The 13,105-nt window shown below is 63.7% G+C and carries 12 protein-coding genes; 3 read left to right on the top strand and 9 right to left on the bottom strand.

Going from position 1 to position 13,105, the window contains the following annotated elements; all coding sequences use genetic code 11:
* The first annotated feature begins 82 nt into the window (after positions 1-82).
* Together DM813_RS16990 and DM813_RS16985 are read left to right on the top strand one after the other, a co-directional pair.
* Positions 83-1,561, top strand: coding sequence for a methyl-accepting chemotaxis protein (locus DM813_RS16990; RefSeq protein WP_128324546.1), 1,479 nt, complete (start codon positions 83-85; stop codon positions 1,559-1,561).
* 75 nt (positions 1,562-1,636) lie between these two features.
* The gene (locus DM813_RS16985; RefSeq protein ID WP_128324545.1) at positions 1,637-1,999 is read left to right on the top strand and encodes an Mpo1-like protein; all 363 of its coding nucleotides are present in this window, start codon (positions 1,637-1,639) and stop codon (positions 1,997-1,999) included.
* Here DM813_RS16985 and DM813_RS16980 read toward each other — a convergent pair.
* The 3 genes from DM813_RS16980 to DM813_RS16970 form a co-directional block, all read right to left on the bottom strand.
* Positions 1,996-2,796: an acyl-CoA thioesterase gene (locus DM813_RS16980; protein WP_128324544.1), complete on the bottom strand. Its 801-nt coding sequence runs from the start codon at positions 2,794-2,796 to the stop codon at positions 1,996-1,998. The two genes, DM813_RS16985 and DM813_RS16980, sit on opposite strands and share 4 nt — an antisense overlap.
* A gap of 81 nt (positions 2,797-2,877) precedes the next feature.
* Positions 2,878-3,645, bottom strand: coding sequence for a CHAD domain-containing protein (locus tag DM813_RS16975; RefSeq protein ID WP_128324543.1), 768 nt, complete (start codon positions 3,643-3,645; stop codon positions 2,878-2,880).
* Positions 3,646-3,659: 14 nt separating this feature from the next.
* Positions 3,660-3,938, bottom strand: a complete 279-nt coding sequence (locus DM813_RS16970; protein WP_128324542.1) for a hypothetical protein — start codon at positions 3,936-3,938, stop codon at positions 3,660-3,662.
* Positions 3,939-4,094: 156 nt separating this feature from the next.
* Between DM813_RS16970 and DM813_RS16965 the strand changes: the two genes are divergently transcribed.
* A complete protein-coding gene (locus DM813_RS16965; RefSeq protein WP_128324541.1) occupies positions 4,095-5,135 on the top strand; it encodes a patatin-like phospholipase family protein in 1,041 nt (346 codons plus the stop codon).
* A gap of 87 nt (positions 5,136-5,222) precedes the next feature.
* On the opposite strand, the gene DM813_RS16960 is transcribed toward DM813_RS16965, so the two are convergent.
* The 6 genes from DM813_RS16960 to kdpF are packed head-to-tail and all read right to left on the bottom strand — an operon-like array spanning position 5,223 to position 13,016.
* The gene (locus tag DM813_RS16960; protein ID WP_128324540.1) at positions 5,223-5,915 is read right to left on the bottom strand and encodes a response regulator; all 693 of its coding nucleotides are present in this window, start codon (positions 5,913-5,915) and stop codon (positions 5,223-5,225) included.
* Complete coding sequence (locus tag DM813_RS16955; protein ID WP_128324539.1) at positions 5,912-8,572, bottom strand: sensor histidine kinase; 2,661 nt, start codon at positions 8,570-8,572, stop codon at positions 5,912-5,914. The genes DM813_RS16960 and DM813_RS16955 overlap by 4 nt, the downstream gene beginning before the upstream one ends.
* 9 nt (positions 8,573-8,581) lie before the next feature.
* Positions 8,582-9,142: a potassium-transporting ATPase subunit KdpC gene (gene kdpC, locus DM813_RS16950; RefSeq protein WP_128324538.1), complete on the bottom strand. Its 561-nt coding sequence runs from the start codon at positions 9,140-9,142 to the stop codon at positions 8,582-8,584.
* Positions 9,143-9,158: 16 nt separating this feature from the next.
* On the bottom strand, positions 9,159-11,213 hold the full coding sequence (kdpB, locus tag DM813_RS16945) for a potassium-transporting ATPase subunit KdpB (RefSeq protein WP_128324537.1): 2,055 nt from the start codon (positions 11,211-11,213) through the stop codon (positions 9,159-9,161).
* 10 nt (positions 11,214-11,223) lie between these two features.
* Positions 11,224-12,918: a potassium-transporting ATPase subunit KdpA gene (kdpA, locus tag DM813_RS16940; protein WP_128324536.1), complete on the bottom strand. Its 1,695-nt coding sequence runs from the start codon at positions 12,916-12,918 to the stop codon at positions 11,224-11,226.
* 8 nt (positions 12,919-12,926) lie between these two features.
* Positions 12,927-13,016 (bottom strand): K(+)-transporting ATPase subunit F, encoded by a 90-nt coding sequence (kdpF, locus tag DM813_RS16935; protein ID WP_105642480.1) that lies wholly within the window; start codon positions 13,014-13,016, stop codon positions 12,927-12,929.
* Positions 13,017-13,105 lie beyond the last annotated feature (89 nt).

Here is a 13,105-nt window from a genome sequence, read left to right as displayed (position 1 = left end):
TATCAACAAGCTTCTCTGCACGGCCCGGCACAATGATGGCACCTTGCCAACAATGCGTTAGCTCAATCAGAGAAGACCTTCTATGGGTGCCTGGCTTAGCAATATCTCCCTGAAATACAAGTTTTGGGCCGTCAATGCGGTGGCCTTCGTTACCACCCTGTTCCTGGTGCTGTATGCCGTGCACCTTGAGCAACAGGCCCGCGCACAGGATGCGCAGGCCAAAGCCAGGGCCGAGGCGCAACTGCTGGCAGCCTGGCCCGCCGGGCAACCGCTGCCGAACAATCCCTTGTGGCTGAAATACCCTGCCGGACAGGCGCCTGTTTATGCGGGCGACTCGCTCCAGGCATTGGCTAAAGCCCAAGGCTGGGTCGAGCTACAAGGCCTGGCACTGACGGGCACCGACCCCGTCAGCGGCGCTCAGGTGATCAGCCGCGACGGCCTGCAGATCGCGGTGCTGGCGCCCTCCCCCAGCCTGCTCCAGGTGTTTACCGACCGCTTCACCAACTACGCGGTGTGCGTGCTGATCCTGATGCTTGCCATGCTCTGTGCCTCGCAGTTGCTCATCCGCTTTCTGCTCAGCCAGCTCAACACCCTCAAGGATGTGATGCTGCATGTGGAGAAGACCGGCGACTTGTCGGCCAGAGTGCCCCTGGCCTGCGGCGACGAGGTCGGCCAGATGGCCAGTGCCTTCAACGCCATGCAGACCACCTACCATCGCGTGGTCACCACCGTGGCCCGCACCGCTGCGCAACTGGACTCCGGTGCCGCCCGCCTGGCCGCGAGCATGAGCGAAGTGCGCCATGGCATGCTCGGCCAGCAAAGCGAAACCGATCAGGCCGCCACCGCCATCAACGAGATGTCGGCCACGGTCTATCACATCGCCCAGCATGCGGGCGCCACACGCGATTTGTCGCAGTCCGCCGACACCCTGGCTGGCAGCGGCCAGGCGGTGGTCAGCCGGGTACAGACCTCGATTTCCGGCCTGTCCAGCGGCGTTCAGCAGACCGCCGAGATGATTCGGCAGCTGGCCGAAGACAGCCAGAAGATCAACGGCGTGGTCGGCGTCATTCACAGCATTGCCGAACAGACCAACCTGCTGGCCCTCAACGCAGCCATCGAAGCCGCCCGCGCCGGCGACCTGGGCCGCGGCTTTGCCGTGGTCGCCGATGAGGTGCGCAACCTGGCTAAACGCGTGCAGGCTTCGACAGATGAGATCACCACCATGGTCTCGGCCCTGCAAGCCGGCACCCGTGACGCCGTGGACTTCATGCAGGAAAGCTCGTTCAAGGCCGACGATTGCGTTCAGCAGGCGCAGGAAGCCGGGGCTGCCCTGGCAGAGATCACCAGCGCCGTGGCGCAGATGCGTGAAAGCAATACGCAGATCGCCGTGGCCGCCGAACAACAAAGCCAGGTGGCAGAAGAAATGAACCGGGCCGTGGTGAGCATTCGTGACGTCACCGAAGAAACTGTGCAGCAGACCGTCGACTCGGCGACCACCAGTAGCGAACTGGCGACCCTGGCAGGCGAACTGAGCAAAGCCATTGGTCAGCTCAAACTATAATCCCGATAGCTGGCGCTCATTGGCCCCCTGCCGGGGGCCGCACTATTCTTCAGACAGTAGCCTGAGGAACAGCTCATGAACAAACGCTTACCCAACCTGCACGCCTGGCAATGGCGTGGCTACCACCATAACCACCGCAACCCGACCAACCTGGTGCTGCACCTGATCGCCGTGCCGCTGTTCATTCTCGGCGTGTTACTGGTGCTGTCCGGACTGTTCTCACTGGATCTGGGGCAACTGGCCGTCGGCGTTATCGCCCTGATCGCAGGCCTGGGCATGCAGCGCCAGGGCCACCGGCTGGAAGCGCAGCAACCGGAACCGTTCAGCGACCGCAAGGACGCCATCGGCCGGTTACTGGTGGAGCAGTTCATTACCTTCCCGCGCTTTGTCCTCAGCGGTGCCTGGTGGCGCGCCTGGCGGGACCGTCATCGCCACTAGGCAAAGACCGTCACCGTCTGCCTGCTGATCGCCAGCAACTCGCCCTGTGCGGTCCACAGGGCCGCTGCCGCATGCCCGTAACCATCGCGGGCATGCTCGGTCTGCGCGCAGTACCGGCACCAGTCCAGGGTAGTCAGGCTGGGTACCGGCTGAATGAACTCGACGGTCCAGGTCAGGGTGCTGGCCGCAGCTGGCTTTTTCAGGTGCGACAGCAATGTCGATGGCCAGGCGTCTACCAGTGCCAGCAAGTGCGCTTCACTCAGTGTTTCATCACCGCCCTCGTCACGCAGGCGCACCCAGCCGCCCATGTTGCGCGAGGGGGTGTTGCTGAACGGAATGCCGCCAATTGCCCAGCGCAGCGACACATGCTGCATAAAGTCCGGGGTGATGCCTTTGATGTACGGGAGCGCGGGCGAAGCCGCTTCCAGGCTGCTCATTTCCAGCGCAGGCAGTGCCGGAACATCGATCTCCGAGCTGCGCCCGCCACCAAAGCTGCCCTGCATCAGCGTCACCACCTGGCCGTTTTGTACCGCGCGGCCCAATAGTGAACTGACCGCTTTGCCTTCACGCAGCAGTTCCACTTCAAAACTGATCGGCACATCCGGCTCGGCCGGCCCGACAAAGGTAATTGCCAGGGAGCGCACCGGGCGGCCGGGCGAGGTTTTGGCACGCATGGTTTCGTACAACAGGGCAGCCATCACGCCACCGAAACAGGCACGCCCCTGGGCCCAGCTGGCAGGAATGGACACCGCCTGGGGATGCAGGCGGACTTCCTTGAGTAATTGCGAAAAATTCATGCCGGCTTCATCCGTGGGAAAAGTCTGATCTTAACCAGCCAATCCTGAAGCGACAGCCCGCATTTCGGCCATATCAGCGGCTTATCGTTGCGCCAGTAACGCTTGCAGGCGCTCCAGGGTGACATCCGCCAGTTGCTCCGCTCCACGCAGTTGCGCCTGCCAATGCTCGACACAAGGCGCCAGGTCCGGCTGTTGCTCGGCCTGCAGCAGCCATTGCAACAGGTCATGCCAGCTGCCGAGATCGCTCTGGGCGCTTTTAAGGACACGCTGCAGCCGCTTGCTGGCATGCTCCAGCTGCGGATAGGCCTCGGCCGCGTAACGCACACGCTTGATCAGTAAACGCAGGCGATGGCGATCATGGGCAGGATCAGCCAGCGCTACACGCAGTTGCTTCCACTGTTTTTCCAGGCGCTTGTCGATGCGTTTGTGCAAGTTGCGAGTCAGGCCCTCGCGTTCAGCTGCACGCAAAAACACCGGAAAGGCATCGACAATCGCCAGCAGGCGAGCCAGTTCCGCGCTCTCGGCGACGCTGGCGAAGGTCTGGCGACGATTCGCCAGGCGCACCTGCGCGGCTTGCGGCTGATTACGCTTGAGCAATTGAGCTGCCAGCACCTCGCGATCCCGCAGGGGGGTGGTCAAGTTGCCCAACGCTTGTGCCGCACGTTCAAGTTGCTCGACTCCCGGCAGTTCCCGCAGTGGCCGCAGCACGCTACGCAAGCGCCGTGTGGCAATGCGCAAGTCATGCAGGGCCTCGCTGTCGGTGTCAGCCGCCAGGCGTGCCTGACAGGCCAGCAGGCGAACCTGCAGGGCCAGCACCTGCGCAATTACATGGTCGAGCATGGCCGACATGGTGGTCTCCTGTATCAACGACCGGCGCGGGATTCACGGATGTAGAACCGGGCTTTTTCAGCCTTGTTGCTGCAACCTTCGAAAGCTTCGAACTGTTGCTGGGTTTTGGCACCGGTCAGCAACGACAAGGCCTTGGAGTAGCTTACCGTACCGGCGAAACCTTCAGCCTTGGCGAGGTCAAGCTCTTTCCAGGCCGAATCCAGTTGATTGGCGCAACTGTCGCGAAACGCAGTCTTGCCCGCACAACCGGTCAGGGCCAAGGCAATCAAGGGCAGGCAGATCCAGGCTTTCATCACAGATTCCTTAAAAAAAAGTTCGAAGTGGCGCGTTCGACGGCAACAAAGAATAAAAGTGCCCTCAAGAGCGTAGCGCAGTGCGCATGACGATTGAAGCACAGACCTGAATGAGCGCATTGTTAGACCAATGCAGCACAACGACCAGGAGCCATCATGAGCAAACGCGTGGCATTAGTGCTGGGCTCGGGCGGGGCCCGAGGGTATGCGCACATCGGGGTGATCGAAGAACTTGAGCGCCGTGGCTATGACATCGCCTGTGTTGCCGGGTGTTCCATGGGGGCCGTCATCGGCGGCATCTATGCCGCCGGCAAGCTGGATGAGTACCGCAACTGGATTGAGAGCCTGGACTACCTCGATGTGTTGCGGCTGGTGGATGTCAGTTTTCGCCTGGGCGCGATTCGCGGCGAAAAGGTTTTCGGGCAGATCCGTAAAATCGTCGGAGAGGTCAACATCGAGTCCCTGCGCATTCCGTACACCGCTGTCGCTGCCGACCTGACCAACCAGCAGGAGATCTGGTTTCAGGAAGGCTGCCTGCACCAGGCCATGCGCGCCTCGGCCGCCATCCCCAGCCTGTTCACCCCCGTGGTGCAAGGCAACCGCATGCTGGTCGACGGCGGCATCCTCAACCCCTTGCCCATCATCCCGGTAGTGTCCAGCCACTGCGACCTGATCATTGCAGTCAACCTCAACTCGACCAACCAGAAGCAGTACCAGCTCCCGGTAATCGAGCGACCGCCCGCGTTCAAGTTGCGCTTTGACAACCTGATCAGCTCACTTGGCTCGCACCTGCCGTTCAGGCGCAAGCAGGCCGAACAACTGATGCGTATCGAACAAGTGCTTAAACCGGAGGCGGCGCAGATCCCCAACCCCTGGCTCAGCGATGCGGCCGACCCGGAAGCACAACAACCGGCCGCAGCGCCGGAAAGCGCCGGCGCACCGAAGTCGGCCGCGGGCTCCTTCATCATCGACAACGTCGGCCCGGCCTCGTTGCTCGACCTGATCAACCAGAGCTTTGAAGTGATGCAGACGTCACTGGCCCAGTACAAGATCGCCGGTTACCCGCCGGATATCCTGATCAACGTGCCCAAGCGTGTGTGCCGGTTCTTCGAGTTTTACAAAGCGCCGGAGCTGATCGCCCTTGGGCGGGAGATTGCCCGGGATACGCTGGATAACTATGAGGCGGAACGGCGCTGACGCCAGGCCCGGTGTTGGTTGCATGGGCCTGCGACCGCTTCGCGCCCGATCGCAGGCTTCGCCAGCTCCTACACAGATTGTGGGGCCCTATTCCGGCGCTACCAACCGATACCCTACTCCGGGCTCAGTGATGATGAAGCGCGGGGCCGTGGGGTCATCGCCCAGTTTCTGGCGCACATGCGCCACGACAATCCGCAGGTAATGGCTGTCATCGACATGGGTCGGCCCCCAGATGTCCTTGAGCAACTGCTGCTGGGTGATTACCCGCCCGGGGTACGTCGCCAGCTGTGCCAACAGGGCGTACTCCTTGCGGGTCAAGGCAACCTCGACACCGTCGAGGGTGACCTTGCGAAAGGCCAGGTCGACCGTCAACGGCCCAAAGCTCGGTGCAACATCCGTGGCGGCGGCCTGAGGCGCCTGACGCAGCAGGGCCCGCACCCGCGCAAGAAACTCCTGAATGCCGAACGGCTTGGTCACGTAGTCGTTGGCACCACTGTCCAGCGCCTCGACCTTCTGGACTTCACTGGCGCGCACCGACAGCACCAGCACCGGCACCGCACTCCATTCACGCAACTCGCGCAGCACCTGTTGCCCGTCCATGTCCGGCAGGCCCAGGTCGAGCACCACCAGGTCAGGCCGGGCCAGCGCGGCCTGCGCCAGGCCTTCGGCGCCCGTGGCGGCCTCCACGACCTTGTAGCCCTGGGAGCTCAGGCTGATACGCAGGAACTTGCGGATCTGGGGTTCATCATCGATGACCAGCAGGGTTGCGATCTGGCTCATGGGGCTTCGCTTTCGGGTTCGGGCTGGGTCGGGAGCGGCAAGCATAATGTGATGCACGTACCCTGACCATCGATACCCTCGTCCACCAGAATATGCCCGCCATGTGCACCGATCATGCCCTGGCAGATCGCCAGGCCAAGGCCCGTGCCCTGCCCGCCTCGATCGCCACGCGCAGCGGTGTAGAACATGTCGAAGATTTTCTCGCGATCGGCCGCCGGAATACCCGGTCCCTCGTCGCTGACGGCAAAACGCAACTGGCCATCGCCTGTCGACACCTGTAGTTGCAGGCGGCCATTGGCGGGCGAAAAGCGCGCCGCGTTTTCCAGTACATTGACCAGCGCCTGCTCGATCAAGGCGGCATGCACGAACAGCAGCGGCAGATCAGCGGGCACCTCGGTGGTGACCTGCAACGGCGCCAGCACCACGCGCAAGCGGTTGAGTGCGCTGCCAACGATATCGGTGGGTGCCACCCAGTCGCGGGCCAGCTTCAGCCCGCCATGGCCCAGGCGCGTCATGTCCAGCAGGTTCTGGATGTAACGGTCCAGGCGCTCGGCTTCGTTGCGCGTGCCTTCGAGCAGCTCCTGACGGTCCGCCTGGGGAATAGCCTCGCCCAGCGCCAACAGGCTGTCGATACTGCCGCGCATGGCCGTCAGCGGCGTGCGCAGGTCATGCGACACCGACGCGAGCAACGCGCTGCGCAGTTGCTCGGTTTCACCATGCAGGCGCGCGGCCTCCAGTTGCTCGGCCAGACGCGCCCGGGCCAATGCCTGAGCCAGTGGCTGGCTCAAGGACTTGAGCAAGCGGCGGCGCTGCGGGCTGAGATTCTGCCCCTGACGTGGGCGCACGCCCAACAACGCCAGGGGTTGCTCTTCTACTGATAACGGCCACCACCACCAACGGCCATTGGGCAACGTATCACTGCCAAGGCCTGCTTCCTGGCCGTGCTGCCAGGCCCAGTCGGCGGCAGCCCGCTCGTTGTCACTGAACTGTACGCTGCCCGCACTGGCAACTTGCAGGCGGCCTTCCACATCGCGCTCAAGCAGGCACACCTGCAAATCATTCCAGCCATCGAGGTGTTGCCCGGCGGCGTTGAACACAGCCTGGCGATCGGTGGCGGCGGTCAGCTTGCGCGACAGCTCGAGCAACTGGTTGGTCTGTTCCTGGGTTTCGCGCAGTGCCTGCAATTGCCGACGCTGGCGCGCCGCCAGGTTACCGGTGAGCGCCGCCATCAACAGGAAGAACAATGACGTAAGCACATCTTCCTCGCGCTGGATGGCGAAGGAGAAGTTCGGCGGAATGAACAAAAAGTCATAGGTCAGGAACGACATCGCCGCACAAGCCAGGGCCGGGCCAAGACTACTGCGCACGGCGACCAGCAACACCGCGGCAAGAAACACCAGCGAGATGTTCGGCAACGCCAGGACACCGGAAACCCCCCAGGAAATGCCCGCTGCCAGCACGGTAGCGGCGAGTGCCAGCAGGTAATGCCTCCAGACCCAGACCTTCTTCACTGCAGCACTCGGCGGCTCAGGCCGATCGTCACGGTCAAGTACGTTGACTTCCAGGCCATGGGCCTCGCGCAACAAGCGCGTGGCCACACCGGCACCAAACAGCCGCCGACGCAGACGGTCACGGGACTGGCCGACCAGTACCAGGTTGGCGCGACGCTCCAGCGCGTGCTGGATCAACGTCTTGGCCACCTCGCCGGCACGCAGCACAACCACCTCCCCGCCCAGGCGCTCAGCCAGTTGCTGAGCCGCCTGCAGACGCTGGCGGGCGGCTTCGTCGCGCAACTTGCCGTTGTCCACATGCACCAGGCTCCAGGGCAGATGACGGCGTTGCGCCACCCGGCTGGCGTGACGCACCAGGCGCTCGGCCTGGGCATCGCCATCGACCCCGACCAGCAACCGTCCACGTAACGAAGGGGCGTCCTGGCCGAGCTGACGGTAACCGTGCGCCAGGTCGGCATCAACCCGGGCCGCCGCCGTCTGCATGGCCAGCTCGCGCAAGGCGGTGAGATTGGTCTGGCTGAAAAAGGCATCGATTGCTGCCCGCGCCTGTTCGGGTACATACACCTTGCCTTCACGCAAACGCTCCAGCAATTCACGCGGAGGCAGGTCGATCAGGACCAGCTCGAAGGCTTCCTGCAGCACCCAGTCCGGCAGCGTTTCCCGTACCTGCACACCGGTGATGCCGCGTACCTGGTCGTTGAGACTTTCCAGGTGCTGGACGTTGACCGTGGTGTAGATATCGATACCCGCCGCCAGCAGTTCCTGCACATCCTGCCAGCGTTTGGCGTGACGACTGCCGGGCGCATTGCTGTGGGCCAGCTCGTCGACCAGGGCCAGTTGCGGCGAAGCCTTGAGCAGGCCGTCCAGGTCCATTTCTTCGAGCTGCACACCCCGGTATTCCGAGCGCACCAGGGGTTGTTGCGCAAGGCCACCGAGCAGCGATTCGGTTTCGGCCCGGCCATGGGTCTCGACCACCGCCGCCAGTACCTGCACGCCCTGGCGCACCTGGGCGTGGGCAGCCTGGAGCATGGCGTAGGTCTTGCCCACCCCCGGCGCTGCCCCGAGAAACACCTTGAGCCTGCCGCGCCCTTCGCGCGGCAGGCCGGCCAACAACGCATCAGCGCGTTCGGAGTTGCTATCGCTCACCGTGTGTCCTTATTTCGAAGCCGGGGCCAGCCGCTCGAGCGCGGCGTTCAAAGCCAGCACGTTGACCACCGGCGGGCCGATCAATGGCTGCAGGGTGGACTGCTCGACCAGCGCTTGCAAGGCCTCTGTGGCAAGCTGTCGCGCTGCCGCCACGCGTGGCAGCTGATAGGCAATGGCTGCAGGTGACAGGTGCGGGTCCAGGCCACTGCCGGAGGTGGTCAGCAGGTCCAGCGGCACCGCGCCCTGTGCCTCGAGGTACTGCTGTGCGGCGCTGTCGTTGATGCGCTGGGCCAGCGCCGGGTTGCTCGGTGCCAGGTTGCTGGCACCACTGGCGACGGTGGCAAAGTCTGCCGCCGAGGGCCGCGAATGGAACCAGGCATCGCCCTTGAACGCCTGGGCGATCAGCAGCGAGCCGCGTACCTGGCCCTGGTCATCGCGCAGCAAGCTGCCGTTGGCCTGTTCGGGGAACGCCACCTGCGCCACCCCGGTGACCACCAGCGGGTACACCGCACCAGTGATCAGGGTCATCAGCAGGATCAGGCTTGTGGCCGGACGTAGATAAGTTGTCATGGTCATCTCCTTGGTATCAGACCAGGTGCAAAGCGGTGAGCAACATGTCGATCAGCTTGATCCCGGCGAACGGCACCAGCAGCCCGCCCACGCCGTAGATCAGCAGGTTGCGGCGCAATAGGTGGGCAGCACTCGCGGCCTGCACGCGCACGCCGCGCAGGGCCAGCGGAATCAGCACGACGATGATCAGCGCGTTGAAGACGATGGCCGAAAGGATCGCGCTCTGCGGACTGTTCAGGCGCATCAGGTTGAGCACACCCAGCTGTGGATAGATCGCCGCAAACAGTGCCGGCAGGATCGCGAAGTACTTGGCCACGTCGTTGGCAATCGAGAAAGTGGTCAAGGCGCCGCGGGTCACCAGCAGCTCTTTGCCGACCTGTACCACGTCCAGCAGTTTGGTCGGGTCGCTGTCCAGGTCGACCATGTTGGCGGCCTCGCGGGCTGCCTGGGTGCCGTCGTTCATGGCCATGCCGACATCCGCCTGGGCCAGCGCCGGAGCATCGTTGGCGCCGTCGCCGCACATGGCGACCAGACGCCCATCGTTCTGCTCCTGACGAATGCGCGCGAGCTTCTTCTCCGGGGTGGCTTCGGCCAGCACATCGTCGACCCCGGCTTCGGCGGCAATCGCGGCAGCGGTCAGCGGGTTGTCACCGGTGACCATCACGGTGCGGATGCCCAGCTTGCGCAGCTCGGCAAAGCGCTCGCGGATTCCCGGCTTGACCACGTCCTTGAGGTGAATCACCCCCAACAGGCGCTTGTCGACACAGACCAGCAACGGGGTGCCGCCGCTCTGGGCGATCTTGTCCACCTCACGGGACAATGGCGCCGGCAGCTCCAGCCGCTGCATACCGACAAATGCCAGCACCGAATCCACCGCGCCCTTGCGGAATCGACGTTGCTGGTAATCAACGCCGGACAGGCGCGTCTCGGCACTGAAGGCCACAGGGGTCAGTTGATCAGCCGCCGGCTCGTCGAAGTCGTGCAATTGACGCAGGTACTCGACAATCGACTTGCCCTCGGCGGTGTCGTCGGCCAGCGAGGCCAGCAAGGCGCCCTCGCCCAGTTCTTTGGAGGTGATACCGGGAGCGGCGTGCAAGGCGCTGCAGCGGCGGTTACCAAAGGTGATGGTGCCGGTCTTGTCGAGCATCAGCACATGTACATCACCGGCCGCTTCCACGGCGCGACCAGAGCGGGCAATCACGTTCAGGCGTACCAGGCGATCCATGCCGGCAATGCCGATGGCCGACAGCAGGCCACCGATGGTGGTGGGAATCAAGGTCACCAGCAGCGCCACCAGGAACACCAGCGGGATGCTGCCACCGGCAAAGTGCGCGAACGGTTGCAGGGTCACCACGACCACCAGAAAGATCATGGTCAGGCCGATCAGCAGGATGTCCAGAGCGATCTCGTTGGGCGTCTTCTGGCGCTTGGCGCCTTCGACCAGAGCGATCATGCGGTCCAGAGTCGACTCGCCCGGGTTGCTGGTGATGCGGATCAGCAACCAGTCGGAAACCAGCCGGGTGTTACCGGTCACCGCCGAGCGGTCACCACCGGACTCACGGATCACCGGCGCGGACTCACCGGTGATCGCCGCCTCGTTGACGGCAGCAATGCCTTCAAGCACTTCACCGTCGCTGGGGATCATCTCGCCGGCCAGCACCTTGACCACATCATCTTTGCGCAGGTTGGTCGCCGGCACGATCTCGAAGCTACCCGAGGCGTTGCGACGCCGCGCACTCAGGCCCTGGCTACCGGCCTTGAGGCTGTCGGCGCGGGCCTTGCCGCGCCCTTCTGCCAGGGCTTCGGCAAAGTTGGCGAACAACACCGTGAACCACAACCACAAGGCAATCTGCATGGCCACTGTGGTGGGTACGGCAGTGTCGGGCACAAAGCACAACACGGTGGTGAAGATCGCCGTCAGCTCTACCACCAGCATCACCGGTGAACGTTTGAGCTGACGCGGGTCGAGCTTGACGAAAGCCTGCACCAGCGCCGGGCGCCAGAGCGCGGCAAAGGTGGTCCGTGCCGCCGGGGCCGGAACTGCTTTCACTTCAGGAATCGGCATGTTCATGATTCGCTCCTCAGAAACCCAGGCTCAGGTGTTCGGTGATCGGGCCCAGAGCCAGGGCCGGCAGGAAGGTCAAGCCACCGATCAACAGAATGGTGACCACCAGCAACGTCGCGAACAGCGGGCCGTGGGTGGGGAAACTGTTCTCGCCCAGCGGGGCACTTTTCTTCATTGCCAGACTGCCCGCCAGGGCCAGCACCGGCAGGATGTAGCCGAAGCGGCCGATCAACATGCCCAGGCCCAGCATCAGGTTGTGGAAGGTGGTGTTGGCGCCGAAGCCGGCAAAGGCCGAACCGTTATTGGCACTGGCCGAGGTATAGGCGTACAGCACCTGACTGAAGCCATGGGCACCGGGGTTTGTAACCGAGGCCACCGGGCCCGGCAGGCTGGCTGCCAGGGCTCCCAGAACCAGTACGCCTACCGGCATCACCAGCAGGGTCGCCACCAGCAACTGCACTTCCCGCGCTTGCAGTTTCTTGCCCAGGTACTCCGGCGTGCGGCCAATCATCAGCCCAGCCAGGAACACCGCAATCAGCACGTTGAGCAGCATGCCGTAGAGACCGGCCCCGACGCCGCCGAAAATCACCTCGCCAACCATCATGTTGACCAGCGCAACCATGCCGGTAATGGGGTTGAGGCTGTCATGCATGTTGTTGACCGAGCCGTTCGAGGCTGCAGTGGTGGTCACCGTCCAGAGCACGCTGGCGGTGGTGCCAAAGCGGCTCTCCTTGCCTTCCAGCGGCGCGGTCTGCTCGACCTGCGGGTTGTTCAGGCCCGGGTTGGCCTGGTACTCCGACCACAGCGCAGCGCCGCCACCGATCAGGAACAGCGCGAGCATGCAGGCAATGATCGACCGGCTCTGACGCAGGTCCTTGACGTAGTGACCGAAGGTGAACACCAGGGCCGCCGGAATCAGGATGATCGAGGCCATTTCGAACAGGTTGCTCCACGCCGTCGGGTTCTCGAACGGGTGCGCCGAGTTGACACCGAAGAAGCCGCCGCCATTGGTACCCAGTTGCTTGATCGCGATCTGGCTGGCCGCCGGGCCCAGCGGGAGGGTCTGGTCGACGCCCTGCAGGGTCACGGCATGGACGTAGTCACCAAAGGTTTGTGGCACGCCCTGCCAGACCAGGAACAAGGCCAGCAGCACGCACAGCGGCAGCAGGCCGTACAGGGTCGCGCGAGTCATGTCGACCCAGAAGTTACCCAGCGTGCTGGCCGAGCGCCGGGCAATGCCCCGGCACAGCGCAACCAGCACGGCAAGGCCGGTGGCAGCACTGACGAAGTTCTGCACCGTCAAGCCGATCATCTGGCTGAGGTAGCTTACCGACGCTTCGCCGCTGTAGGCCTGCCAGTTGGTGTTGGTGACGAAGCTCACCGCGGTATTGAGCGCCAACGACCACTCCTGCCCCGGCAGGTGCGTCGGGTTGAGCGGTAGATAGCCCTGCAGCAAGAGCACAGCAAACACCAGCACGAAGCCGGCGAGGTTGAAGGCCAGCAGGGCCAGGGTGTACTGCTTCCAGTTCTGTTCGGTCTCGGCATTGACCCCGGACAGGCGGTAGCAGCCACGCTCCACCGGCCCCAGCACGGGCGACAGCCAGGTGCGCTGGCCTTCCATGACCTTGTAATAGAAGCGCCCGAGCCAGGGCGCCGGGATCAACACCAGGGCGAAGAACGCCAGCAGCACCGCATAATCGTAACTGTGCATGGTCGCTCCTAACCCCGGTCGGCGCGCAGCAGCGCGACCATCAGGTAGATCATCAACGCCACTGCCAGCAGCAGTGACACCCCGTCCAGAATGCTCATCGAAACTCTCCGTCCTTACGGCTGTTTGCCGCTGACGGTTATTGTCCGGAGCATGCCCGTAAAGGTGCGAGACGCAGACCCTGGCCAGG

This window comes from Pseudomonas alkylphenolica, assembly GCF_004025535.1.
Classification (GTDB): domain Bacteria; phylum Pseudomonadota; class Gammaproteobacteria; order Pseudomonadales; family Pseudomonadaceae; genus Aquipseudomonas; species Aquipseudomonas alkylphenolica_A.
The sequence above is the reverse complement of the archived record's forward strand: the minus strand, read 5'-3'. Positions and strand labels throughout refer to the sequence as shown.

Excerpts from the sequence above, each read along its gene's own strand:
- DM813_RS16990 (WP_128324546.1), top strand. The coding sequence starts at position 83 with ATGGGTGCCTGGCTTAGCAATATCTCCCTGAAATACAAGTTTTGGGCC.
- DM813_RS16960 (WP_128324540.1), bottom strand. The coding sequence starts at position 5,915 with ATGAGCCAGATCGCAACCCTGCTGGTCATCGATGATGAACCCCAGATC.
- kdpB (WP_128324537.1), bottom strand. The coding sequence starts at position 11,213 with ATGAACATGCCGATTCCTGAAGTGAAAGCAGTTCCGGCCCCGGCGGCA.
- DM813_RS16970 (WP_128324542.1), bottom strand. The coding sequence starts at position 3,938 with ATGAAAGCCTGGATCTGCCTGCCCTTGATTGCCTTGGCCCTGACCGGT.
- kdpF (WP_105642480.1), bottom strand. The coding sequence starts at position 13,016 with ATGAGCATTCTGGACGGGGTGTCACTGCTGCTGGCAGTGGCGTTGATG.
- DM813_RS16975 (WP_128324543.1), bottom strand. The coding sequence starts at position 3,645 with ATGTCGGCCATGCTCGACCATGTAATTGCGCAGGTGCTGGCCCTGCAG.
- DM813_RS16985 (WP_128324545.1), top strand. The coding sequence starts at position 1,637 with ATGAACAAACGCTTACCCAACCTGCACGCCTGGCAATGGCGTGGCTAC.
- DM813_RS16980 (WP_128324544.1), bottom strand. The coding sequence starts at position 2,796 with ATGAATTTTTCGCAATTACTCAAGGAAGTCCGCCTGCATCCCCAGGCG.
- kdpA (WP_128324536.1), bottom strand. The coding sequence starts at position 12,918 with ATGCACAGTTACGATTATGCGGTGCTGCTGGCGTTCTTCGCCCTGGTG.
- DM813_RS16965 (WP_128324541.1), top strand. The coding sequence starts at position 4,095 with ATGAGCAAACGCGTGGCATTAGTGCTGGGCTCGGGCGGGGCCCGAGGG.
- kdpC (WP_128324538.1), bottom strand. The coding sequence starts at position 9,142 with ATGACAACTTATCTACGTCCGGCCACAAGCCTGATCCTGCTGATGACC.